Below are 23,763 nucleotides of genomic sequence, written 5' to 3' on the forward strand. Positions count from 1 at the left end.
ATCCAAAATTGGAATTTGACGCTATCACAGCTCTCAATCCATTTTGAGGGGCGCTTAGAAAACCATATCGATCTGTGAAATTAACCTGACACAGAATTATGAACAGCCTCTAATTAGCTTTTCACCTGCTCTTTGAACCGCTTTCTTTGAATAAATCAACTTACAATGTTCCATTTGGTCAGCCTCTTTCTCAAGGTAAGCCATACTTCTTTTAAGTGTATTCAAATTTACTCCATCTATATTTTTAATGCTTAAATTTACTGAAAAGCAACTAAAAGTACATTACCCGAACTTCTTATGAAACCTAAACCGTAATTGGCTGGGAACTTGAACGAAACAAGTAAATAATTATTACATATCAGTATTTTAGTGTCCATTATGATGAGTTTTCAACAATTTTCCATGCAGTAAAAGTGAGACTTTACCGAAAGTTCGGGATAACACCAAATCCTAAGGAATGCACCATCCCCTCGGAGTTGCCGTAGGGTATTTGCGTTCGTTGCGTGAGCGAGGCATGGATGCCGAGATAGCGTCAGTCGAATCAGGGACGAGCGTCTGACGCGATAGCATAAGGACGCTAAATGCCCAAGGGGCTTTCAACTCCGTTGGGGGCGTCTTGGAGAATCCAAGGAGGATAGGACGAGCAGTCCTCCTTGGTCGGGTGCGGGGTGAAGCCCCACGACTTTGACTTTGTTTTTAAAAACAATCAGACGAAGTTTGATGAAAACAAAAGGCGCCAAAGCGTCTTTCTACTCTCGGGGAAAGGGAAAACTCCCCATCCCACAATGATTTGATTAAACAATCAAATCATACTCCTCTTTGAGTATCTTAATGATATCTGCCTTTGGATTAGCTGGCAGCGGGATTGGGGCACCAGTCACTTTCTCCGCAACGCCTGTGTAAGTGCGTGACACTTGCATCATGGCCTCAAGTGGCAGGTCATTGTCACGGGCGAGCGCTTCACGCTCTGGCATTCTGTCTTTGTTGAGCAGCACATCAGGATCTGGGAAATGATTGAGCAGGAATTGGCGGAAACCCTCTTTAGAGTTTTCTAAAATCTTGCCATCCCGGTAGGCGGCGCCGTCCCAAATACGTGATGAGTCTGGAGTACCGACTTCATCCATGTAAATCAGTTTTGAATTGCCATCTTTATCGGTCACATAACCGAACTCAAATTTAGTGTCGACAAACACTTGATCAATGTTGGCCAGTGCTTTTGAAATCACTTTAAAGCCATCCTTTAACAGCTTCTCGTACAGGTCGATATCTTCTAACTTTTCAAAGCCAAAGGCTTGGTAGTTGGCTTCGATATCGCTGCGGCTGATGTTCACGTCATCTTGGGCAGGCACGCCTGGGATGCCGGTTAAAATACCCTTAGTCGATGGAGTGATTAACAGCTCAGGGAGCTTTTGATCTTTCTCTAAGCCTTCTGGCAGTGTGATGCCACAGAATACTCGCTCGCCCTTAGAGTAAGCGCGCCACATTGAGCCTGTGATGTACTGGCGGCAAATGGCTTCGACTTTAATGGGGCGGGCTTTTTGGACTATCCATACGAACGGGTGCGGGATATCCAAAATATGGCTGTCGGCTAGGCCGTTTTCGGCGAACAGTTTAAACCAGTGGTTAGAAATCGCGTTTAATGCCGCGCCTTTACCGGGAATGCCTTTGAGACCACCTTCACCGTGGAAGATACAGTCGAAGGCCGAGATACGGTCGCTGATCACCATGATGGCGAGCGGGGTATCTTCGGGGACGTTATAACCCTTGGTTTTGATTAAACGGCGGCTGTCGGCATCGGTTAGCCAGTAAACGCTGCGAACCTTGCCGCTGTGGACTGGGCTGTCGGTGCGGATTGGCAAATCGTTATTTACGGCTAATACGGAATCAGCAAGACTCATGACGAGTATTCCTTAGGATAGAGAGTGTAGGGATAAGGTTTTTATAAGTGTCGGTTTGCAGATGGACTATGGCGTTAGCAACAGCCAGATTCATTGCAACCGCTTTATTATTCGCACTTGGCTTAGGGCGTAAAGCGCTCAGCCAGTTTGCGGGATTTGATGTTAAATCTTGAACAGCAAAAGTGGTATTTTCGGGCGGTGTTTGAATTGTGTTGGGTGGAGATAATGCAAGGGAGGGAACAAACGCAGGGCAAGGTTGGCACCACAGTGAAAGTGGTCTGCGAAAGCGGGCTGGGCCCGTGCCATTTTGCTCGAAAATGCTAACCATTAATCCGAGAGAACCTTGTTCTAGACTGCCGCGAAAAAGTGGCGACATTCTACCTTTTTTGACAAAATTTGCCACGGCTATTTATTGTGTTCTGTGCGACGAACCTAGCAGACGCAAGGATTTGCAGGGGAATCGTGCGCTAAAATTAAACGATGAGCGCTATCTCGACTAAAAGGAGTAAAAGCCGAAGGGGTGTATTTTGCTGCGTCGATATGCGAGGTTAGGGGTTGGAACGCCAAATGATCTTTACTGTTGAATATCCAACGGAGGGAATATGAGCACAAGTCATCATGTACATAATGATAATCAGCGAGAGCTAGTATTAGAGCGTATTATCGACGCGCCGCCGGAAAAGTTGTTCCGCGCGTGGACCGATCCTGAGTTACTCAAAATTTGGTTTACCCCAAGGCCTTGGACAGTGGCTAGCGCAACCTTAGATGTGCGTGCCGGTGGTTCAAATGTGATTGTGATGCGCAGTCCTGAGGGGCAGGATTTTCCGAATCGTGGCGTGTATCTCGAGGTGGTGGAGAACCAACGCATCGTATTTACAGATGCCTTTACCGAAGCTTGGCTACCGTCCGATAAAGCCTTTATGACGGCGACTATCACCTTTGAACCTATGGACGGCAAGACCAGATACATTGCGAGGGTGTTACATTGGAATAGCGAAGATAGGCAAAATCATGAGGATATGGGCTTTTACGAGGGTTGGTCTAAGGCGACCGATCAGCTTGAGGAACTCGTGGCGAGCATCTAGCTGTCGAGTCTCCAGCCCCAGATCAAATATCAATTAACAGGCAGTACCTAGCCCAATCGCCCTGCATTATCATGCTTTGGCGAGTGGCAGGATTAAGAGGTGTTATGTCGTCACAGAAAGAACCGTTGCAACTTGTGCCATCGCAACTTGCGCAAAGCGCGGCTTTGCAGGGAAATAGTTTTTTATCAAAACAGTTCAATGGCTTGTCTGAATTAGCGCAGGATTTACAGGGTATCGAGTTTGAGGAATGCGAGTTTCACGATTGCCATTTTAGTGAAAGTACCTTCCGTAAATGTAAGTTTATTGAGTGCCGTTTTGTGCGCTGCAATTTGAGTTTAGTCAAAGTGCCACTGTGCCAGTTCAATACTGTGGTCTTTGAAGAATGTAAGCTCGTGGGTATAGATTGGACCCGCGCCGCATGGCCGCGCTTATCCTTTGCCGCGCCATTTTCCTTTAAGCAATGCATTCTCAACGATAGCTCTTTTCTTGGTTTATCCCTCGACGAAATGGTGATTGAGGAATGCAAGGCCCACGATGTCGATTTTCGTGAGGGCAGCTTCAATCAAGCCAATTTTACTTATACGGATTTCAGCCATAGCTTATTTGGTCGCACCCAATTATTGGAGGCGGATTTCAGCGAGGCTTCCAATTACGATATCGATATTTTTAACAATAAAATTAAAGGCGCTAAATTTAGTCGCGACGAAGCTATTCGTTTGCTCAACTGCCTCGATATCGAGCTTTTAGACTGAAATAGAATTTAGTGTATGGCACCCATTAACTTTTAGGTGTTTTTAGATTTTTTTAGTTTTATAGAAGATGATATTTTTTATAAAAAAATATCATCTTTCTCCTGTGAAAGTCCCCAGCAACTCTATTGATCTTATTCACGATTTTTTATCTGGGTTTTAGCTTTTCATTGCCTTAGATCACACTCAACTCCCCTATGTGGTTTACCACAATACCCACCTACCTCTTTCAGGATAACAATCACTGTGGATTAGAAGCAGTGCATTAAACGATCGTAACACAGTGGTTTTAACGTACTTATAACTAAAAAAGTAAACAAAATCAGTGAGCAAACCTTAACTCGATATAGCCAATATGCAGGTGTCGGGTGGGATAAGCGTGATGGAGGTAACTATGATTGAGCTTAATAGGCGAACTTTTTTAAAAGGAGCGGGGGCTGGTGGCGCAACCTGTGCGTTAGCCAGTCTGCTGCCGGGCAGCTTAGCCGCATTAGAGAATAAGCAGCTAAAAGGCATGGGCAAGGAAAGGACATTGCCAGTATTTGTGAAATGTGCTCGACCCGTTGCCCGATTTCGGCGCGGGTGATTGAGGGCAAAAACGTCTTTATTAGCGGCAACAAAGCGGCTAAGTCCTTTGGTGGTAAGGTCTGTGCCCGTGGTGGTGCAGGTCACAGCTTGCTGTACGATCCACAGCGTATCGTTAAACCGTTAAAGCGAGTGGGTGAGCGTGGCGAAGGTAAATGGGCTGAGATCAGCTGGGATGAAGCCTATAAACTTATTGCGGATAACCTCAATAAAATCAAAAAAGAACATGGCCCAGAGGCCGTGGCATTCTCGTCAAAATCTGGCTCCCTTGAAAAGCATTTGTTTCACTTAGCAACGGCTTATGGCAGTCCAAATACCTTTACCCACGCATCAACTTGCCCTGGCGGCTATGAAATTGCCGCAAAAGCCATTTTTGGTACTAAGTTAAAACGTGATTTAGGCAATTCAAAATACATCATCAACTTCGGCCATAACCTGTACGAAGGTATCAATATGTCCGAAACCCGCGGCATGATGGCGGCGCAAATGGATAAAGGTGCCAAGCTGGTGGTGTTCGAGCCAAGATTCTCCGTTGTGGCCGACAAAGCCGATGAATGGTACGCCATTCGCCCCGGTACCGACGTGGCTGTAGCCTTAGCGTTATGCCATGTATTGATTGAAGATAATCTTTACGATAAAGCCTTTGTCGAGCGTTATGTGGAAGGCTTCGAGGCCTTTGCCGCCGAAGTGAAAGCCTATACCCCTGAATGGGCAGAAACTATTTCCGATGTGCCCGCCAAAGACATTCGCCGTATCGCCCATGAATATGCCGCTAAAGCGCCCAACGCTGTGGTCGATTTTGGTCACAGAGCCACCTTTACCACCGAAGAATTTGATATGCGCCGCGCCCTTTATGCTGCCAACGTTTTGATTGGTAACATTGAGCGTAAGGGCGGGATTTATATCGGCCAAAAACCGGGTGATTACAACAAGCTTGCCGGTGAAGCGGTTGCGCCTGTGCTGGCAAAACCCGGCGTGAAAGATATGCCAAAACCAGCAGCAAAACGAATCGATCAAGTAGAGGAACAATACGCCATGATGTGGTCATCGGGCGGTGTGTACCAAACTATTCTCGATGCGACCTTAAGTGCAGTGCCATACCAGTTACACGGCTGGGTGATGTCACGCACTAACCCAATGCAAACCATGACAGACAGAGCGCGCGTAGTTGAAGCCATGAAAAAGCTCGACTTTATTGCCGTATGTGATGTGTATATCAGTGAAACAGCCGCCTATGCAGATGTGATTTTACCTGAATCGACCTACCTTGAGCGCGATGAAGAAATCGCCGATAGGTCGGGGAAAAATCCCGCTTACTATGTACGCCAGCGTGTGGTTGAAGCACTCGGTGATACAAGACCCTCTTGGCAAATCTTTAAAGATATTGGCAATGAACTGGGCTTAGGTGAGTTTTATCCATGGGACAACATTGAAACGCTGCAATTGATGCAAGTGAACCGCGATACCGCGCTTTTACGCCGAATTAAAGACGAAGGTTTTGTGAGTTTTGGTAAGCCTATTATGTTGCGCGAACCTAAGATGGTGGCCGAGTTTACAAAGGCCTATCCCAATGCAAGACCTGCCGATGAAGACGGTACCTACGCCAGTGCACTGACCTTTAAAACCCCAAGCGGCAAGATTGAACTGACCTCCGCTAAAGTTGAAGCCATGGCACCGGGACGCGGGTTGATTAAGTTCCGCGAAGTGAATCTGAAAAAACCAGACGAGCTGTACTTTATCCAAGGCAAAGTGGCGGTGCACACCAATGGCGCAACCCACAATATCCCTATGTTGGCCAATCTGATGTCAGATAATGCTATCTGGGTTCACCCTGTGACAGCGGGCAAGTTAGGGATCAGTAATGGCGATCCAATTCGCCTCACCAGTAGCGTAGGCACCGAAGAAGGCCATGCCTTAGTTACGCCGGGTATTCGCCCTGATACTGTGTTTGCTTATATGGGTTTCGGCTCTAAAAACAAAGAGTTGGTTAGAGCCACAGGCAAAGGTATCCACTGCGGAAACTTAATTCCCCACGTGACAGCTCCCGTGTGCGGCATGAATGTGCACACCACGGGTGTCACGCTGGCAAAGCGCTAATCGGAGGCTTAAATGAATAAACGATATGTAATGGTGCACGACGAGAATAAGTGCATCGGCTGCCAAGCCTGTAACGTGGCGTGTCGCAGTGAAAATGGTGTACCTGAAGGCGTAACCCGTCTACAGGTACGTGTCGAAGGCCCCTTTGGTGAAATGCCCAATCTGCACTTCAAATACCACAGGGTATCTTGCCAGCAGTGTGAAGATGCGCCCTGCGTTAAGGTGTGCCCAACGGGTGCGGCCTATGTGGGTGAAGATGGCATTGTTTCTATCCATACCGATAAGTGTGTGGGTTGTATGTACTGCGTGGCAGCTTGCCCCTACAAAGTACGTTTTATGAACCCAGAAACCAAGGCGGCGGATAAGTGTAACTTCTGTAAAGACACGCGTTTAGCGCGGGGCGAAGAGCCTGCCTGCGTAACTGTGTGTCCGACCGATGCGCTAGTGTTTGGTGATGCCAATGATCCTAAGAGTGATGTGGCTATCATGCTGAATACCAAAATCACTTACCAAGATAGAACTCACCTCGGTACTAAACCTAGGGTGTATCGCGTTCCTACCAAAAGAGGGGGGATTTGATTATGAACAATACTTGGGGCGATATGACGCAATATGATCCAGTCACTTGGCACTGGGTTATCGCCGTCTACCTATTTATGGCGGGGTTATCCGCGGGCAGTTTACTGATTGGCATTGGTCTACATTGGGCGAATAAGGAACTTAACGCTGGGGTTGAAAGCAGTATTCTTAAGGCGGCAGCCATTATTGGACCAGTGGCCATTAGCTTAGGTCTAGCTTGCTTAGTGTTTGATTTAACTAAGCCATTCCACTTCTGGCTGATTTTGATCCACTACAACTTCCAGTCTGTTATGGCAATCGGGGTGTTGGCGCTGCTGGCGTATTCTCCCTTGGCCTTTGCCTACGCCATAATTGTGCTGCGGGATGACTTACCAAAATGGGGTTTGGGCTTCCTCACTCCCATTGCTAAGTTACTTATGCCATTCAGAAAGTTGATTGAAGTGCTATTGTTTGTCCTCGCCATTGGTGTGGGGGCTTACACTGGCTTCTTAATTTCGGCGATGAATGCCTATCCCATGCTCAATACGGCGGTATTGCCAGCGCTATTTTTAGTGTCAGGCTTATCGGCGGGCGCTGCGGCTAACGCGGTACTGGCGTTGCTGATGTTTAAGACTGACAGCCACGATAAAACCTTAGTCAAGATGCACGGTTTAGAGTTGCCAGTAATGGCGATTGAAATCCTGTTCCTGTTTATGCTGTTCTGTGCCTTGTACTTTAAAGGCGGCGCTGCGGCTGCGGCCTTAGCATCGTTAACTTCTGGGCTATGGGCAAGCGTATTCTGGATTGGTGTTGTGGGTATTGGCTTTGGTATTCCCTTGCTGTTTATGCTGCTACCCGCCGCGACTCGCCATACTAAGGGCGCGATGATCATGGTGGCCTGCGCGAGCTTAACGGGCGTACTGGCCTTAAGACACTTTATTGTGTACGCAGGGCAAAGCTATTTAAGCTGAGTGTGAATTGGCTTTAGATATTGATAGATAAAGAAAAAGCACTGGCAATGTCAGTGCTTTTTTATTGTCAGTATGCGCAGAGCTTATTGGCTGTATACAGAGAGCTTATTGGGGTAATAGCTCGATGATCGACTTTACCGTTAGCACTAAGGCGCTGATACTGCACAGGACTAACGTCGCCATCTTAGTCTTATCTTTATCGACTCTTCCCACCAGCTTACCTGCGACTAAATAGCCCAAGATTACTGAGGGCAATAGCATCAAAGATAACCACAGATGTTTAACCTCCAGCAGACCGGTAACCGCTAAAATGCTCAGCGCAATCATAGAGCTAAAAATAAAAAAGGCCGATAAAGCTGCGCGAAACTGCGAGGCATCTTTACCTGACAATAAAATCGCCATCGGCGGGCCACCAATAGCGGCGATATTGCCGAAAATTCCTGAAATTATGCCCGCACCGAAGAGGGTTTTCTTGTTCACAGGCAGGCTGAATTTATATAGGCTTAAAATAACCGCAATTGCCACAATGGCGGCGATGGATAAACCTAATATTGGCTGAGGCGCAAACAGTAAGAGGCTCGCACCGATAAAACCGCCGGGCACTCGGCCTATAAGAGCATATTGCAAGCCATTGAATTCTAAGTGGCCACGCTCACGCACTAAGGTGAGTAGGGCGATGGAGAATCCCATAGCTATCACGGGTGCAGGGACGAGCTGTGGGTCGACGATATACAGTAAAGGGGTCGCAACCACCGCAAGGCCAAATCCAATCAGGCTTTGGGTTAAGGCGCCTAGAAACACGATCACCGAAGCCAAGGCGAGTGTTTGGGGATCTATCATAGAAAACATAGGGTTCCTATATACCCAAAAACTACAAGATGAACTCATATCTTGTCTTGAGGTTGCTTGGGTATAAACAAAAAGGGATCGTTAACGATCCCTATTGATGAGCAATGTCGTGTAGCCTAGAAAGCGACGTGTCGCTATTCCATGTCTTCCCACTCGATCCCCATTTCGTCCATCAACAACTTGGCTTCGGCGGGAATACTATCTGGGTTATCTTTTGACAGATCTTCATCGTTAGGCAATGGTTGGCCAGTGTAGGCGTGCAAAAATGCCTCACACAACAGCTCGCTGTTGGTGGCGTGACGCAAATTATTGACTTGACGACGAGTACGTTCGTCCGTGAGGACTTTAAGCACTTTGAGCGGAATGGACACAGTAATTTTCTTTACTTGCTCATTCTTCTTGCCATGTTCAGCATAGGGGCTGATATATTCCCCATTCCATTCAGTCATTGACTCACCTGTTATAACGCTAAATTCGGGGCAGATTTTAAACCCTTACAAACAACAGTCAAATTATTGCTACTATTTCTTAGGGATTGCAAACAGATTTCTTTATGTTTAGACGTCTAAACGTCTTAACGCCTATTGACGATGTGTCTGTGCTTAGGTAAATTTAGACGTCCAGACATCCCAACGCCTTAGCTACATCAGATTACAGATGCTGCAGTTTGAGGTGGTTTAGGGATATAAGTCTACCGAATTTAGGAGTCCACCCATGACAGAGCGTCAATTAGCCACACTGGCAGTGCGTCAGGGTATCGAAAGCGATACCCAATATGGCGCTGTAGTGCCGCCGATTTATTTGTCGACTAATTACGCCTTCGATGGTCATAAAAATCCTCGCGAATTCGATTACAGTCGTTCAGGCAACCCAACACGCTGCATTTTAGGCGAAGCATTAGCGCAATTAGAAAAGGGCGCCACAGGCATAGTGACCTGCACTGGCATGGCGGCCATTACGTTAGTGATAACTTTACTCGGCCCCGATGACCTATTGGTTGTGCCCCACGATTGTTACGGTGGTTCTTACCGTTTATTTACCAATTTGGCAAAGAAAGGCCAGTTTAAGCTGCTGGTGGTCGATCAAACCGACAGCCAAGCGTTAGCCGCTGCCATAGCACAACAACCTAAGATGGTGTGGCTCGAAACCCCATCTAACCCGTTATTGCGTGTGGTGGATATCGAAGCCATTGCTAAGGCGAGCCATGGGGTCGGCGCGCTGGTGGTGGTCGATAACACCTTTTTATCGCCCATATTGCAACAACCCTTACTGCTGGGGGCGGATATCGTTATTCACTCCACCACTAAATATATCAATGGTCACAGCGATGTGGTCGGCGGCGCTGTGGTTGCTAAAGACGCACAAATCGGCGAAAGCTTACATTGGTGGTCAAACACCTTAGGCTTAACGGGGTCAGCCTTCGACAGTTATCTGACCCTGCGCGGTCTACGTACCTTAGCGGTGCGAATTCGTGAACATCAAGCGAATGCCCAGCGTATTTTAGAGGTATTAACCCAAAGCCCTGTGGTGAGTAAAGTCTATTACCCAGGGCTTGCAGATCACCCAGGTCATGCCATTGCCGCCAAGCAACAACAGGGTTTTGGTGCCATGTTAAGTTTTGAGCTTAAGGGCGGCGAGGCCGAAGTGGTGGCCTTTTTAGGTGCACTCAGCTTATTTAGCGTGGCGGAAAGTTTAGGTGGCGTCGAAAGTTTAGTGGCAGTGCCCGCGACTATGACCCACAGAGCCATGGAGCCACAGGCGCGCTTCGAGGCTGGTATTAAGGACACCCTATTGCGTCTATCGGTGGGTATTGAAGATGCCGCCGATTTAGTTGCAGATATTCAAGCAGGATTAGCCGCCGTTGCGGCTTGTCAGTAGAGGAATAATAGATGGCACGTTGTCACTTACATAAATTTGGAGGCTCCAGTTTAGCGGATGCCGATTGCTATCGCCGAGTCGCCCATATCCTGTTAACCCACGGTCATAGTGATGATCTCGTTGTGGTCTCTGCGGCGGGTAAGACAACGAATTTTCTGTATAAATTATTGGGGCTACGGGATTCAGGTCAGTTGTGGCAAGAAGAGTTACAAGTGCTGATCAGTTACCAACAGGGTTTAATTGAGCAGTTATTGTCGAATGAACAAGCCCGCGATCTGCGTGAGCGTTTGGCTACTGATAAAGCGCAACTTATCAGCTTATTATCCTTAGATACACGCAACGAATATCAAGTCAACCATGTGGTGAGCTTTGGCGAACGTTGGTCGGCTCGCCTGATGGCGGCGCTGCTGCGTGAGTCTGGCGTGGTGGCAAGCCATGTGGATGCCTGTTCAATTTTAGTGGCCGATGAAGCCGCTGTGCCACAAATTCGGGTGCAGGAATCCCGTGCTAAAGTACAAGCCCTATTAGCTGCGCATCCAAATGAACGCTTAGTGATCACCGGATTTATCTGCGCTAACGAGCGTGGCGATACCTTGTTACTTGGTCGTAATGGTTCAGATTTTAGCGCTAGCCTGATTGCTAGCCTTGCCGATATCGAGCGCGTGACCATTTGGACTGATGTGGAAGGGGTGTTCAATGCTGACCCGAATAAAATCAACGATGCCAAATTATTGAAAAGCATGTCACTTGCCGAAGCCGATCGCCTAGCACGTTTAGGCTCGCCAGTATTGCATTCGCGTACTTTACAACCGCTATTCAATACCGAAGTGAGCTTAGCGGTGCGCTCAAGTTATGCGTCCCACACTGACTTTACCCTGATAGCGCCCCACAGTTCATCGGCGAGTGCGCCCGTGGTGACTAACCTCAATGCTGTGGTGTTGTTCGGCTTTAAACTCACGGGTGAATTAACCCGTTTATTAGAGCTATTGATCGCCGCGGGTTTAACGCCATTGGCCCATTGGACCTCTGCCCATCAAAGGGTTGAACTTGCCTATACCGCTGAGAATCAAAAACAAGTTCAAAGATTACTCGATGCCGAGGCAGAAGCATTCGGGATCAGCGATCAGCAGATCAACACAGATTTTGGTTTAGTCGCATTAGTGAGTGCGGACGCCGAACATTATCGCCGCAGCTTCGCCCGCTTATTGAGCCGTGATGCTAAACCTCTGTTTAGTGGCGATTTAAGCCTAGTGACGCTAGTGCCACAGTCACAAGTGAATTTGTTAACCCAAAAAGTCCACCGCCGCTGCGCTGGCCCGCGTAAACGCATTGGTGTCTTACTGCTGGGTGTCGGCAATATCGGTGAGGCATGGGTCAATCTGTTCAAGTCGGTTTCGCCATCACTGGACCATGAACTTGAGGCTAAGGTTGAGTTAGTCGGCCTAGTCAGCTCGAGCAAGGCCTTGATAAAACCGAACGGAATTGACTTAGCCGCATGGCAGACCGAATTCGAGGCCGATGCCACGCCTTGGCAGTACGAACATTTATTTGAGCAGTTAGAACAAGTTAACTGCGATGAGCTCGTCGCCTTAGATATCAGTGCCAGCGCCAGTTTGACCTTGCAATATCCTGAGTTATTCGAGCGTGGCATCCATGTGGTGAGCGCGAATAAACTCGCGGGCTCGGGTCCACTGCCTTTCTACCGTGAGTTAAAGCAGCAACTGGGTAATCGTCGCTTATTTTGGCGTTATAACGCTAGCTGTGGCGCAGGCTTACCTATCCAGCATGCGCTGAATGATTTGCGTAATAGCGGTGATAGCGTTGAAGCCGTGGGTGGGATTTTCTCCGGCACCCTGTGTTGGTTATTTGAGAAATACGATACCAGCAAGCCATTTTCAGAATTAGTGATTGAAGCTAGAGGCTTAGGCATTACTGAGCCCGATCCACGCGACGATCTCTCCGGCCGCGATATGCAGCGTAAGTTACTGATTTTGGCCCGTGAGATTGGTCTTGAAATCGAGCTTGAAGATATTGAGCTGCGTTCATTAGTACCTGCGCATTTGGCGGATATTCCCTTAGATCAATTTCTCGCTCGCATTGCCGAGTTAGATGAGGATCTGCTGCAACAATATGGCGCGGCGGCGGAGCAAAATAAGGTGCTCAGATACGTTGCATCCTTAGACAATAGCGGCCCAGAGCTAAAGGCTGAAGTGGGTTTACAGTGGATTGATGCCCATCATCCGTATGCGAACCTAACCCCTGGCGACAATGTGTTTGTGATCCGCAGTGCCTTCTATCAAGGTAATCCGCTGATCATCCGTGGGCCGGGTGCAGGACGCGAAGTGACTGCGGCGGCGGTGCAGTCGGATCTGACCCAGATCTGTCGCGATCTATTGCAGGAATAACGCAGTATCAAGCTTCTAAAAGGACTCCTTCGAGTCCTTTTTTATTGGCTAGAATAAATCTATCGAGTTAACCGGGATTAAATGCGGTTTAAGACTATTTTTTGGCTTGACTTACATCTCAGTTTCTCTAGTATATGGACATATAGACGTCCAAACGTCCATGTAATTAGAATCACTGAACAATAGAGTCGTGCCATGGGCGGTTAAGCGTCGTGCCAAGGGCGGTTGAGGAAATACACATGGCTTTTCATCACGCACAACATTCACATTCGCTGAACCAGAGCTTGTCTGAGCTTAATGGCGATATTAATGTTTCTTTTGAGTTTTTCCCGCCATCGACCCCCGAAATGGAACAGATACTGTGGAACTCTATCCGTCGTTTAGAGCCGCTGAATCCTAAGTTTGTGTCGGTAACCTATGGCGCTAACTCGGGCGTACGTGATCGCACCCACGGCGTGATTGAACGTATTCAACAGGAAACCGGCCTCGTTGCCGCGCCGCATTTAACCTTAGTGGACGCCAGCGATGAAGAGTTGTTAGAACTGGCTAAACATTACTGGAAATCGGGCATCCGTGACATAGTGGCGCTGCGTGGTGACTTACCCGCGGGCAGCCCAAAGCCAACCCGTTTTGCGGTCGATTTAGTGCGTTTGCTGCGCTCAGTGGCCGACTTTGATATTTCGGTTGCGGCCTATCCCGAAGTGCATCCCGATGCGAGCAATGCGCAGGCGGATTTGATCAACCTTAAGCGTAAGATTGATGCGGGCGCCAGCCGTGCCATTACCCAGTTTTTCTTCGATGTGGAATCTTACCTGCGTTTTCGTGACCGCTGCGTTGCCGCCGGTATCGACGTTGAAATCGTGCCTGGCATCTTACCTGTGACTAACTTTACCCAGCTAAAACGTTTTGCGGGCATGACCAATGTGTCGTTACCGAGTTGGCTACATAAGCAATTCGACGGCCTAGAAAACGATGCTGGTACACGCCAACTAGTAGGCGCAAACGTGGCAATCGATATGGTGAAGGTGCTGTCCCGCGAAGGCGTGAAGGATTTCCACTTCTACACCTTAAACCGCGCCGAATTGACCTACGCCATTTGCCACACCTTAGGGGTGCGACCTAAGTAAAACATAATAAAAACAAACTAATAAAAACGCCGCAGATAATGCGGCGTTTTGTTTTCTTTAAATTTTAAATTGAGCTAATAGAGTTGTTAAACGGGCTGCGAGTTGGGCAAGTTCATCGCCCGCCCGTGCGGTTTGTACCGCACTATCTGTCGCATTGGTCGCAATATCATTGATGTTATTTACATTTTTATTAATTTCTGCCGAAACCGCACATTGCTCATTTGCGGCGCTAGCAATCTGGATATTCATCTGGCTAATAGTCGAAACGGCATGGGTAATGGCTTCGAGTGCTTCACCCGCTTCGTGAACTTGGGAGACACAGCTTTGGGTGGTGCGAGTGCTGGTTTCCATCGCATTAACCGTGGATTTGGCTTTATGTTGAAGCGCTTCGATCATCTGTTGAATTTCTGTGGTAGATGCTTGGGTTCGGCTAGCAAGGGTGCGCACTTCATCGGCAACCACCGCAAATCCTCGACCTTGTTCTCCCGCCCTTGCGGCTTCAATTGCCGCATTGAGTGCGAGTAAGTTAGTTTGGTCGGCAATATTACGGATAACCACAAGCACAGAATCAATTTCAGCGGTATTACGCTCTAATTCATTGATTGCACTCGCTGCTGTGGCGATTTCCTCGGCCAATATGGCAATAGTTGTTACCACTTTTTGTACGACCAATTTGCCTTGTTCGGTTGAGTCATTGGCGTGATTGGCGGCATCGGCCGCATCGGTAGCGTTATGGGCAACTTCTTGTACCGTTGCGGCCATTTCATTCATTGCGGTGGCAACTTGCTCGGTTTCGAGGTGCTGACGACTCGCCATCTTCTGGGTTTCCCGCGTAATGCTCGACATTTCCTCTGCTGAGGTGGCGAGCAGGCTTGTTGAGTCGGCAACGTGGGAAACTGTGTTGTGGATTTTTTCTACAAATAGGTTGAAAGCCATTGATAATTCAGCAATTTCATCCTTACCTTTTACCGCGATTCGGCGGGTTAAGTCGCCTTCACCTTCGGCGATATCATTCATGGCTTGGGTGGTTTCTGCGATAGGGCGAGTAATACCCTTGGCAATAAACCAAGCAATGGTAGCTCCAATTAACAGGGCCGCTAAACCGATAAGGAGCAGCTTAAGACGAATATCCGCTATCGCTTGTTCTGAATGGGTTTTATCCATCGCAATATCGAGTACCCCAAACACGTTTCCTGAATAATCTTTTATGGCGTGGCGATATAGGGCGTAATTTTTGTTATTTAAGGGGATAGTGCGGATCACCTCATGGCCTTGCATGGTGTTATTTAGCTCATTTACCGCTTGGGTATCAGGCGTAAATGTGGCGCCAAATAACTTGTACTTAGGACCATCAGGCAATATGAGGGCGATTTCCGCTTGATAGGCTTGTTTAAAATTATCAAAAAAGGGCTGACCGAAGGACATGCCAAACTCAACTGACCCTGTGTGCTGTCCGTTGTAACTCATTGGAACTAAGCCGCGAATACCTAATCCTTCTACCCCATATTCCAATCCATAAAGAGGGCGCTTTTGGCTGTTCGTTTCAACTATGGTCTTGCGTATGCTGGTGAGATCATCGCCAAACTTTTCGGGACGATGCAAGCGTAGAAAAGAAGTGGCTGGCGGTGTATGAAATTGGAATTGCTGAACGGCAAAATCGCGCTTGAGTTGGGTAAATATGGGTAAGGTACGTGCGGTTAATTTATCGCGCTCACCCGTTGCGAAGGTGCTTTGAACTTCTGGCGTGAGTGAGATTATCGTTGCCATTGCTTCTGCTAATTTGCCCGATGAGGCAATTTCGGCCACAGCGGTTTCATAGAGCTTATGGAGTTCTCTTCGCTCTGATTCTGCAACTTGGCGGCTGAATTCGGAGAGAACGAGCGGCATAATAAAGCTCATTACTGTTAACAGTAATAGACAGATCCCAATAACGATCCTCGTACTAATTTTTAGATTTATCAAAACAGCCTCCAGTTCATGTGCGTATCAATCTAATTTATCTGTTTAATATTATAGAGATGCAACATTACAAGATTTGAGAGGGGGCGAACCTTTTTAGGTTATTTTTTCCCCTTTACTCTGGTTTCGTGGTCTTGGACACAGATCTATTTATGCTAGATTATTTACTTAGCCTGCTAACTAAGTATAATGCTTAGCTTGCTAAGTAAATTGGTAAGCATTATGCAACAAGAATTAGACAGATTAAAAGAGTTATCACTGGCGGAACATCTCGGGCGTTTACATCGATTATGGCGCACTGTCGCCGATGTTGAACTCACGCCTTTGGGGTTAACTCATCCACGCTGGACGGCATTATGGAAATTGCTGCGCCTAGGCGACAACGTGAGCCAAAAAGTGCTGGCCGATGCCCTAGAGATAGAATTGGCTTCTTTAATGCGCACCTTAGGTCAGCTTGAGGAACAAGGATTGGTTGAGCGTCATTGCTGCGATAAAGATAAGCGGGCAAGGATTGTGAGTCTGACATCTGCGGGATTAGACGTTTTAAAGCAAATGGAAGCACGGATTATTCAGGTGCGCCGTGAGCTACTCGCTGGGATAAGTGCTACCGAACTGAGTGAATTTGAGCGAATTATTAGCCTGATCAGCGATAACGCGAGTGCCAAATTAGCCAAGGTAACAGACACCATTTTGTGAGAAAAAAGATGACACCAGATCAACAATTTGCCCGATTAGTCAAACTCGCCATGCTCGGTTTTGTGTTGGTATTTGGCTATTTTATGTTTGCCGATACCGTCATGCCCTTAACGCCCCAAGCGATGGCGACCCGCGTTGTGACTAAAGTGACGCCACAGATCAGTGGCAAAATCCAAACAATTGCAGTGACCAATAATCAAGCGGTTGCTAAGGGTGATTTATTATTTCAAGTCGATCCTGCACCCTATGAGCTCGCCGTTTCCCAAGCTCAGTTAACACTGGAGCAAGCGCGTCAGGATAATGCCGAGTTAGATGCTTCACTCCTCGCTGCTAAAGCGGATTTGAATGCGAGCAAAGTAACTGCATTGCAAAAACGCAGTGAAGCTAAACGTCTTGATGCACTATATGCCACCCATGGTGTATCGCAGCAACAGCGAGATCAAGCCGATAGCGATGCCGCAGCCGCCGAAGCCAATCTTTTAGCCGCCAATGCGCGTCTAGATAAACTCAAAGTCAGCCGTGGTGCTTATGGTGAGGGAAATCTTAAAGTGCGCCAAGCACAGAACAGCCTAGAGCAGGCAGAACTGAATCTATCCTATACCCAAATTCGAGCGGATCAGGATGGTATCGTCACTAACCTGCAACTTGAGGTGGGAAGCTTTGCTGCCGTTGGTCAACCGCTGCTGGCATTGGTATCCGATAAAGTGGACATTATTGCCGATTTTCGCGAGAAGAGTTTGCGTGGCATCAATGCATCTTCCACTGCATTAATCGCCTTTGATGGTGAACCCGGCCGTTTATATCGCGCTCAAGTCAGCAGTGTTGATGCAGGGGTGAGCGCGGGGCAGTTTGATGCTAATGGGCGTTTAGCCGCGCCACAGGAATCTGACCGCTGGGTGCGTGATGCTCAAAGATTAAGGCTACATTTAGTGTTAGATAACAATGCGATGAATAGTTTACCCTCGGGGGCGCGCGCCACGGTACAACTACTTCCCGACAACAGTCTGTTGGGTTTGTTGGCTAACGTACAGATAAAAGTCATTAGCTTATTGCACTATATTTACTAGTCCCATTTATTAGCACCATCGATATCTCGATTTGTAAATCTCCAACTAGATAGCCTATTAACCCATAGATAGTTTTATCTATTAGATTGGTTCTAGCGTGAAATTAATCTCATATTAAAACAAGGCGATGAGCATGTTACTACGCCACAGCCCATTGACGGCCAACGATTTACGCCAGTGTTTACGCATTGCCACAGGCGCCACACTTGGTTTTACTTTGTGTAAAATTTTTGGTTGGAGCAATGGTGTATTTTTTACCGTGACGCCTATGTTATTGCTGGGATTAGTGCCCGTAATGAATGGGCATGCCATGCGCCAATTATTGGCATCATCGGTCATGGCGGGGCTTGAGGTTGGTTTGATTGCAGGTTTATTTGGGGGTCACCCCGGTTTGATGACTCCCATAGTGTTTTTGCTGTTTTTATATCGATTTGCGGCTATGTCCCGTGGCAGTTTATTTTTGTTTGGCGCCAATGGCGTGATTAGCCTGAGTATTATGTTGCACTTTGCTAGTTATCCAAATACGGATCTAAACGACTTAATATTTAGTAACTTATGGGCGACAACACTCTCAGTTGGTATTGCTTATTTGATGATGGCGATTTGGCCAGATGTTGAGCCAAGGGCAGTTTACAAACCTAGCCCTAAGGCGCCACATCGGATGCGCCACGAGGCATTACTGGGAGCGAGCATCGCGACTGTGTCATTTTTGGTGTTCCAGATATTTGATCTGCGGGATTCCATGTCGGCTCAGGCCACGACCTTATTATTGCTGTTTCCCATGCACTGGAATGGCGCACTCGACTATGCACGTAAGCGCGCTATTGGCACCTTGTTGGGTGTGTCGTTTGGCATATTAGTACAGTTATTTTTGTACGATTGGTCAGGTTTATTGATCTTAGTTGTCCCTTTGTTGTGGATTGGTTTAATGCTATTTAGCCAAGCCCATGTGAGGGAGGCCAACGGTTCTGGGGTCGGTTTTGGTGCTATGACAACCCTAGGAATATTGTTTGGGCAGTATCTTACTCCGGGCAATGATCTTATTTTTAGCGCCTTCTATCGAGTGAGCAGTATTTTTGTCGCCATAGTGGGCACTTTACTCCTTTGCTATTTGATACACAGGTTATTGAATCGTTTTGAGGCGACTCGTTTTGGTTATTAATTTAGATAATTAGCTTAGTTTGAGGGGATAAAATATAAAAGTAGGATGTGTTTTAAACACTCATTACTTTTGTGACGGGTTTCAATTTGGCGTGGTTTAGGCTTATGCTGATAGCCATATTTATTTTCAGGGAATATAAAATGAAAATAGTACGTTTCATTATAGGTGTCGCGTTTTTTGGGGCTTACATTAACACTACTCAGGCTCAGAGCGATACCGCTCCAAGTCTGCCGCCCAGTGGTCAGTTATGTATAAGTTGCCATGGTGCTCAAGGACAAGGAATGGAGCCTTTGGGACCAAGATTAGCGGGACTATCTACTGAGTATTTAGTTAAACAAATTAGTGATTTTCAGGCTGGCCACAGACTAAATGCCACTATGCAGCCAATGGCGATGGTGCTTCAAGGTGAGAGTGTGTCGCAGGTTGCAGCCTATTTCTCGGCACAAACCGTTCCAGTGGTAACCGCTGAATTACGTGGTCAACATGTGACCTTTACTGATACTGCCGCCCGCCTTGCTTACCAAGGTGATTGGGCGCGTGAACTTCCTGCTTGCGTGACTTGCCATGGCCCTTCCGGTTTAGGTGGTGGTTTATTCCCTCGCTTGGCGGGACAGCAAGCAAGTTATATCAAGACCCAGTTACAAGCATGGCAAGCGGGGACACGCAAAGGGGATGTAGATGGCATGATGGCAAGTGTCGCTAACAAGCTCACCATTGCCGAGATAGATGCTCTGGCGAACTACTTTGCCAATTTGAAATAAGGAATCGCCCATGAAATCTTCAGCCATCGTGTTATTGGCCGCAATGGGGTCGTTAACTGTTCAGGCGCAAGCTGAAACTGAGCCAGTACAAGAACGCCCAGATAAGCAAGCACCGCTGCCGTCATCCCCTAAAATGTCTGATCAAACCTATCTGACGCCAAGATCGTTGAGCGCTATTCCCGAAGGCGCCTTTGGTGACAAAGTACGTTTAGGTTATCAGTTATTTGTTAACACCCAACAATTGCGCGATAAGTATGTCGGAAACGAGCTTAATTGTGTCAACTGTCATATGGATGCGGGCCGCAAGGCGAACGCGTCACCACTATGGGGAGCTTACTTTGCCTACCCTGCCTACCGTAAAAAAGATGATAAAGTCAGTAGTTTTGAAGAGCGCATCCAAGGCTGTTTTAATTATTCAATGAACGGTAAAGCGCCAGCATCGGGTAGTCCTGAGTTAGTGGCGCTTTCCGCCTATGCCTATTGGTTAGGCATGGGCGGCTTGATGGATGAGGCTAATATCAGCGGCCCTGTTCCTGAGATCAGTGATGCTGAGTTAGTCAAAGGCGCTAAGCGGGATGACTTCCCAGTACCAGAGGCATTAGCTAAGGCGATGACGGTAGAGCAGCGTGCTAACTTACCTGGCCGTGGTTATCCTGAAATTCCAAAACCCGAACAAGCTTATTCGCCTGAACGGGGTAAAGCCGTGTATGTCGCCCATTGTCAAACTTGCCATGGTGTTGATGGGCAAGGTCAAGCAATTGCGGGTGTGTATGCACTGCCGCCTTTATGGGGACCTCAAAGTTATAACTGGGGTGCAGGAATGCACAGGGTCAATACCGCCGCATTTTTCATCCATGAAAACATGCCTTTTGGTAAGAGTATGCAGTTGACTAACCAACAGGCTTGGGACGTTGCAGCTTACATCAACTCCCACGAGCGTCCGCAGGACCCACGTAACAAGGGTGATGTGAAGCAGGCGCAGGATAAATACCATAATGACAGCGACTACTATGGTGTCACTGTCGATGGCAAAGTGCTTGGCACCGATTCTTATCCGGTGTTTCCGAAAAAGTCCTAACTGAGCAGCTCTCATTTAGTTCTCGCGTTATGAGGTAAAGCGAGTCACTGGATGGGAGGTTTATTAAATCGCCTAAGTATGTGAGTTATTGCGGCCTTACGGCCGAGGTGAATCAAGGTCGTGGGGCTTCACCCCACACCCGACCAAGGAGGACTGCTCGTCCTATCCTCCTTGGATTCTCCAAGACGCCCCTAACGGAGTTGAAAGCCCCTTGGGCATTTAGCGTCCTTATGCTATAGCGTCAGACGCTCGTCCCTGATTCGACTGACGCTATCTCGGCATCCATGCCTCGATCACGCAACGAACACAAATGCCCTGCGGCAACTCCGAGGGGATGGTGAACTCCTGTGGCTTCAGCGTTGGCTGTTAATCCCAAAAGAGTTACGCCTGTCGCATCTTTCGTTGCTTTATGTTCCAAAAGTACATCTAACGAAAAGCTCGGATTAGTTATGCTGTCGTACCTTTGTACAGAATAGGAAAAGTGTTATGGTATCAAATTCATAGCGTTTGTCTCATAGATGCTTGTAGGGGAAGTAGCATTGGAAAAAACAAAGGTAGAAGAAGTTAGTTGGTGGCTTTCTCAGCTTGATCTGCTATTTGGCACCGAGCGAGCTCAAATCCCTGATTTTATTAAGCCTTTCCACATAGCATGCTTAGCCGTACGGGCGAGGCAAGCTGGAGTAAATGTTGCATTACCCAAAGATTTAGATACATATGCGACTAGGATGGGATTGTGGGATGTGTTAGACATGCCAGCGCCTGTTGCTATAGCGAGGATGCCTGCTGCTGGTAGATTTGTTGAGGCCAGACGGATTACTTCAGATAACCAAGTTCATGGCATATCGTTAGAATTGTCCTCAATGTTTCATCGCTCCAGAGGTATTAGCGATGAAACGATAGATTCGATTCAAATTATGCTTTCTGAATTGTTGGGTAACTGTTGTGCGCACTCTCCTCGTACACAAGAAGAGCAGGTTTTCGGCGTCACAATTGGTCAGTCTTGGGCTCGTGGAGGTTTGGCGCAACTCTGCATAGTAGATTGTGGCATGGGCATCCGAAACTCTCTTTCACATAATGAGCAGTTAGTTCATAGGCTAAATGTAGAGAATGCGTGTGGAATCGCTACAGAGTACGGTGTGACGGGAAAACCTTTCGGGGCACACTCTGGTTATGGTCTAACTTTTACAAATGACTTGACTTCTCAGAATAGAGGTTGTCTTTTAGTCATATCAGGGGATGAGTATTACTCTAACCGATGTGGTGTAGTTCGTACCAGCAAACTTCCTATTCATTGGGATGGAACTATAGTTATATTTGAGTGGAATATAAATGTTTCGCTCGATGCAAGACAAGTGTACGATAATTGGCCAGATCCAGATAGTGATAGTGGTGTTGAATTGGAGGAGTTGGATTATGGAGACATCTTTAATTAGCCTTCCTCGTGAGTTTCATACTTTAGCAACGCGTAAGTCGGGAGCTTCGGCCCGGAACGTGCTCTTAAATAGGTTGGCTCACCAGGAAAGCGTGATTCTCGACTTTGAAGAGTCGAGTGTAAGTCCGTCTTTCGCGGATGAATTGATAGGTTTAGTTGCCAAAGAGTTAGGTTTTGATAGTTTCAAAAAGCGGGTAAAGCTCGTAAATGTATCACCATCAACTAAGTCAATTTTGATGCATGTAATAAAGAAAAGGGTTGCAGAGTAAATTCTCCCCTGAGGAAGCCTTAAAGAACCACTCGCATACGAGTGGTTCTTTTTTTGGGTCGAGAAAGATCGGATAGGCATAAATTTCTTCTGGGATGGGCTAAAGCCTGCAGCTTAACTAAACGTTAGGTGTTTAAAAATGGATGAGCTCCGATACTACCGGGAAGCCTTGAGTAAACAAGGTAGCAGCACAGAGACTGTTGACCGTCTAGTGGCTCAAATAGCCTTGTCCAGTACACAAAACAGGACACCCAAGTTTAAAAAAATGGAAAAGACACAAATCTCTGGGATTCACAGGCAACACCAAAACTACAGAAGTTCACCATCCCCTGCGAAGTTGCCGCGGGGCGTTGGAATAAATTGCGTGAGTCCAGCCATGGATGGCTGGCTAGCTTCCGCAGGTACAGGGACGTTGCCTTCGGAAGTGATAGCAATTTATCCACAAGACCAAGGCCTGATTTATAAATAAAGAGTTAATGCATGTAACTTCGCTAGGGTGAGTGCTGCAACACAGCGATACGAACGAGAGCCATGGATGGCGAACTGGCAGTTAAACATGGACGTTGTTCGGCAAGGACTTGTTAACAAAGAGGCAAGAGGGAATTGCTGTTGATCCCCTCTTGGTCGGGTGTGGGGTGAAGCACCACGACTTTTTAACTAAAGCATTCAAACGTAGTTTGGAAAGTTTTAAAGTCTAACTTTGGTGCCAATCAACTAAGTCTGAGTTGCAAAAATCTATTATGATCTCCGCGATGTAACAACTTATCTTGCAATAAGGATTACCGTGTCTCAGCCATTGAAAGAACCTAAGTTAAAAACTGCGCAAATTTGCCCCTTGTGCCATGGCGCGAATCAATGTGCGGTGATTTTAGGTAAGGGCATTGAGGACTGTTGGTGTGCGCAGCAGGTGTTCCCACCTTTGGCCGTCTTGCAAGCGCAAGCATCAGGAGTACAGCAACAGGCAATCAGCGCCATCTTACCCTCTGCCGATGCGTGTATTTGCCAAGTTTGTTTAAGCCAACTTAAGCGTAACCGTCTAGCGAACCACACCTCGCATCATTAATCTGCCTATTTGAAAATACCTGCTCAATGATAAATTTGGAGCAGGTGATGAAAACATACAGAACAACTACTCAGT

At 47.3% G+C, this 23,763-nt stretch carries 21 protein-coding genes and 1 pseudogene; 16 read left to right on the forward strand and 6 right to left on the reverse strand.

Going from position 1 to position 23,763, the window contains the following annotated elements; translation table 11 throughout:
* Positions 1-794 precede the first annotated feature (794 nt).
* Both L2744_RS19315 and L2744_RS19320 read right to left on the reverse strand, forming a co-directional pair.
* Complete coding sequence (locus L2744_RS19315) at positions 795-1,898, reverse strand: phosphoribosylaminoimidazolesuccinocarboxamide synthase (protein ID WP_248993430.1); 1,104 nt, start codon at positions 1,896-1,898, stop codon at positions 795-797.
* Entirely contained in the window at positions 1,885-2,274 is a 390-nt protein-coding gene (locus L2744_RS19320) for a hypothetical protein (protein WP_248993431.1), read from the reverse strand. The genes L2744_RS19315 and L2744_RS19320 overlap by 14 nt, the downstream gene beginning before the upstream one ends.
* Before the next feature lie 226 nt (positions 2,275-2,500).
* Between L2744_RS19320 and L2744_RS19325 the strand changes: the two genes are divergently transcribed.
* From L2744_RS19325 to nrfD, 5 genes and pseudogenes are all read left to right on the forward strand, one after another.
* Complete coding sequence (locus L2744_RS19325; protein WP_248993432.1) at positions 2,501-2,983, forward strand: SRPBCC family protein; 483 nt, start codon at positions 2,501-2,503, stop codon at positions 2,981-2,983.
* Positions 2,984-3,087: 104 nt separating this feature from the next.
* Complete coding sequence (locus tag L2744_RS19330; RefSeq protein WP_248993433.1) at positions 3,088-3,735, forward strand: pentapeptide repeat-containing protein; 648 nt, start codon at positions 3,088-3,090, stop codon at positions 3,733-3,735.
* Positions 3,736-4,126: 391 nt separating this feature from the next.
* Positions 4,127-6,414, forward strand: a pseudogene (gene phsA, locus L2744_RS19335) (thiosulfate reductase PhsA).
* Positions 6,415-6,426: 12 nt separating this feature from the next.
* The gene (locus tag L2744_RS19340) at positions 6,427-6,993 is read left to right on the forward strand and encodes a 4Fe-4S dicluster domain-containing protein (protein ID WP_248993434.1); all 567 of its coding nucleotides are present in this window, start codon (positions 6,427-6,429) and stop codon (positions 6,991-6,993) included.
* A gap of 2 nt (positions 6,994-6,995) precedes the next feature.
* Positions 6,996-7,943: an NrfD/PsrC family molybdoenzyme membrane anchor subunit gene (gene nrfD, locus L2744_RS19345; RefSeq protein ID WP_248993435.1), complete on the forward strand. Its 948-nt coding sequence runs from the start codon at positions 6,996-6,998 to the stop codon at positions 7,941-7,943.
* Between the two features lie 105 nt (positions 7,944-8,048).
* On the opposite strand, the gene L2744_RS19350 is transcribed toward nrfD, so the two are convergent.
* A complete protein-coding gene (locus L2744_RS19350) occupies positions 8,049-8,792 on the reverse strand; it encodes a sulfite exporter TauE/SafE family protein (RefSeq protein ID WP_248993436.1) in 744 nt (247 codons plus the stop codon).
* 134 nt (positions 8,793-8,926) lie between these two features.
* Positions 8,927-9,241, reverse strand: coding sequence for a met regulon transcriptional regulator MetJ (metJ, locus tag L2744_RS19355; protein ID WP_248993437.1), 315 nt, complete (start codon positions 9,239-9,241; stop codon positions 8,927-8,929).
* 265 nt (positions 9,242-9,506) lie between these two features.
* Between metJ and metB the strand changes: the two genes are divergently transcribed.
* The 3 genes from metB to metF all read left to right on the forward strand — a co-directional run bounded on the left by metB (position 9,507) and on the right by metF (position 14,202).
* Positions 9,507-10,670 carry a cystathionine gamma-synthase gene (metB, locus tag L2744_RS19360; protein WP_248993438.1) on the forward strand — a complete coding sequence of 388 codons (1,164 nt, stop codon included), beginning with the start codon at positions 9,507-9,509 and terminating at the stop codon, positions 10,668-10,670.
* 11 nt (positions 10,671-10,681) lie between these two features.
* The gene (locus L2744_RS19365) at positions 10,682-13,075 is read left to right on the forward strand and encodes a bifunctional aspartate kinase/homoserine dehydrogenase II (RefSeq protein ID WP_248993439.1); all 2,394 of its coding nucleotides are present in this window, start codon (positions 10,682-10,684) and stop codon (positions 13,073-13,075) included.
* 239 nt (positions 13,076-13,314) lie between these two features.
* Positions 13,315-14,202 carry a methylenetetrahydrofolate reductase gene (gene metF, locus L2744_RS19370; protein ID WP_248993440.1) on the forward strand — a complete coding sequence of 296 codons (888 nt, stop codon included), beginning with the start codon at positions 13,315-13,317 and terminating at the stop codon, positions 14,200-14,202.
* Between the two features lie 57 nt (positions 14,203-14,259).
* On the opposite strand, the gene L2744_RS19375 is transcribed toward metF, so the two are convergent.
* Positions 14,260-16,161: a methyl-accepting chemotaxis protein gene (locus L2744_RS19375; RefSeq protein ID WP_248993450.1), complete on the reverse strand. Its 1,902-nt coding sequence runs from the start codon at positions 16,159-16,161 to the stop codon at positions 14,260-14,262.
* A 222-nt stretch (positions 16,162-16,383) separates the two neighbouring features.
* Here L2744_RS19375 and slyA point away from each other — a divergent pair, with 222 nt between their 5' ends.
* The 5 genes from slyA (at position 16,384) to L2744_RS19400 (ending at position 20,925) form a co-directional block, all read left to right on the forward strand.
* Positions 16,384-16,857: a transcriptional regulator SlyA gene (gene slyA, locus L2744_RS19380; RefSeq protein ID WP_248993441.1), complete on the forward strand. Its 474-nt coding sequence runs from the start codon at positions 16,384-16,386 to the stop codon at positions 16,855-16,857.
* 8 nt (positions 16,858-16,865) lie between these two features.
* Positions 16,866-17,924 carry an HlyD family secretion protein gene (locus L2744_RS19385; protein WP_248993442.1) on the forward strand — a complete coding sequence of 353 codons (1,059 nt, stop codon included), beginning with the start codon at positions 16,866-16,868 and terminating at the stop codon, positions 17,922-17,924.
* A gap of 133 nt (positions 17,925-18,057) precedes the next feature.
* Entirely contained in the window at positions 18,058-19,086 is a 1,029-nt protein-coding gene (locus tag L2744_RS19390; protein ID WP_248993443.1) for a DUF2955 domain-containing protein, read from the forward strand.
* Between the two features lie 140 nt (positions 19,087-19,226).
* Positions 19,227-19,847: a c-type cytochrome gene (locus tag L2744_RS19395; RefSeq protein WP_248993444.1), complete on the forward strand. Its 621-nt coding sequence runs from the start codon at positions 19,227-19,229 to the stop codon at positions 19,845-19,847.
* A 10-nt stretch (positions 19,848-19,857) separates the two neighbouring features.
* On the forward strand, positions 19,858-20,925 hold the full coding sequence (locus L2744_RS19400; RefSeq protein ID WP_248993445.1) for a c-type cytochrome: 1,068 nt from the start codon (positions 19,858-19,860) through the stop codon (positions 20,923-20,925).
* Between the two features lie 241 nt (positions 20,926-21,166).
* On the opposite strand, the gene L2744_RS19405 is transcribed toward L2744_RS19400, so the two are convergent.
* Positions 21,167-21,343 (reverse strand): hypothetical protein, encoded by a 177-nt coding sequence (locus tag L2744_RS19405; protein ID WP_248993446.1) that lies wholly within the window; start codon positions 21,341-21,343, stop codon positions 21,167-21,169.
* 121 nt (positions 21,344-21,464) lie between these two features.
* Here L2744_RS19405 and L2744_RS19410 point away from each other — a divergent pair, with 121 nt between their 5' ends.
* The 3 genes from L2744_RS19410 to L2744_RS19420 all read left to right on the forward strand — a co-directional run bounded on the left by L2744_RS19410 (position 21,465) and on the right by L2744_RS19420 (position 23,688).
* Positions 21,465-22,358 carry an ATP-binding protein gene (locus tag L2744_RS19410; protein ID WP_248993447.1) on the forward strand — a complete coding sequence of 298 codons (894 nt, stop codon included), beginning with the start codon at positions 21,465-21,467 and terminating at the stop codon, positions 22,356-22,358.
* Positions 22,339-22,626 carry an STAS-like domain-containing protein gene (locus L2744_RS19415; RefSeq protein ID WP_248993448.1) on the forward strand — a complete coding sequence of 96 codons (288 nt, stop codon included), beginning with the start codon at positions 22,339-22,341 and terminating at the stop codon, positions 22,624-22,626. Before L2744_RS19410 ends, L2744_RS19415 begins: the two co-directional genes overlap by 20 nt.
* Before the next feature lie 783 nt (positions 22,627-23,409).
* Positions 23,410-23,688: a cysteine-rich CWC family protein gene (locus L2744_RS19420; RefSeq protein WP_248993449.1), complete on the forward strand. Its 279-nt coding sequence runs from the start codon at positions 23,410-23,412 to the stop codon at positions 23,686-23,688.
* Positions 23,689-23,763 lie beyond the last annotated feature (75 nt).

This window comes from Shewanella profunda (assembly GCF_023283765.1).
Taxonomy (GTDB): domain Bacteria; phylum Pseudomonadota; class Gammaproteobacteria; order Enterobacterales; family Shewanellaceae; genus Shewanella; species Shewanella profunda.

Bases quoted from the DNA above. Each gene is read 5' to 3' on its own strand.
- metF (WP_248993440.1), top strand. From the start codon at position 13,315: ATGGCTTTTCATCACGCACAACATTCACATTCGCTGAACCAGAGCTTG.
- L2744_RS19350 (WP_248993436.1), bottom strand. From the start codon at position 8,792: ATGTTTTCTATGATAGATCCCCAAACACTCGCCTTGGCTTCGGTGATC.
- metB (WP_248993438.1), top strand. From the start codon at position 9,507: ATGACAGAGCGTCAATTAGCCACACTGGCAGTGCGTCAGGGTATCGAA.
- L2744_RS19400 (WP_248993445.1), top strand. From the start codon at position 19,858: ATGAAATCTTCAGCCATCGTGTTATTGGCCGCAATGGGGTCGTTAACT.
- L2744_RS19395 (WP_248993444.1), top strand. From the start codon at position 19,227: ATGAAAATAGTACGTTTCATTATAGGTGTCGCGTTTTTTGGGGCTTAC.
- L2744_RS19320 (WP_248993431.1), bottom strand. From the start codon at position 2,274: ATGTCGCCACTTTTTCGCGGCAGTCTAGAACAAGGTTCTCTCGGATTA.
- L2744_RS19340 (WP_248993434.1), top strand. From the start codon at position 6,427: ATGAATAAACGATATGTAATGGTGCACGACGAGAATAAGTGCATCGGC.
- slyA (WP_248993441.1), top strand. From the start codon at position 16,384: ATGCAACAAGAATTAGACAGATTAAAAGAGTTATCACTGGCGGAACAT.
- L2744_RS19385 (WP_248993442.1), top strand. From the start codon at position 16,866: ATGACACCAGATCAACAATTTGCCCGATTAGTCAAACTCGCCATGCTC.
- L2744_RS19315 (WP_248993430.1), bottom strand. From the start codon at position 1,898: ATGAGTCTTGCTGATTCCGTATTAGCCGTAAATAACGATTTGCCAATC.
- L2744_RS19325 (WP_248993432.1), top strand. From the start codon at position 2,501: ATGAGCACAAGTCATCATGTACATAATGATAATCAGCGAGAGCTAGTA.
- L2744_RS19365 (WP_248993439.1), top strand. From the start codon at position 10,682: ATGGCACGTTGTCACTTACATAAATTTGGAGGCTCCAGTTTAGCGGAT.
- L2744_RS19330 (WP_248993433.1), top strand. From the start codon at position 3,088: ATGTCGTCACAGAAAGAACCGTTGCAACTTGTGCCATCGCAACTTGCG.
- L2744_RS19390 (WP_248993443.1), top strand. From the start codon at position 18,058: ATGTTACTACGCCACAGCCCATTGACGGCCAACGATTTACGCCAGTGT.
- L2744_RS19415 (WP_248993448.1), top strand. From the start codon at position 22,339: ATGGAGACATCTTTAATTAGCCTTCCTCGTGAGTTTCATACTTTAGCA.
- metJ (WP_248993437.1), bottom strand. From the start codon at position 9,241: ATGACTGAATGGAATGGGGAATATATCAGCCCCTATGCTGAACATGGC.
- nrfD (WP_248993435.1), top strand. From the start codon at position 6,996: ATGAACAATACTTGGGGCGATATGACGCAATATGATCCAGTCACTTGG.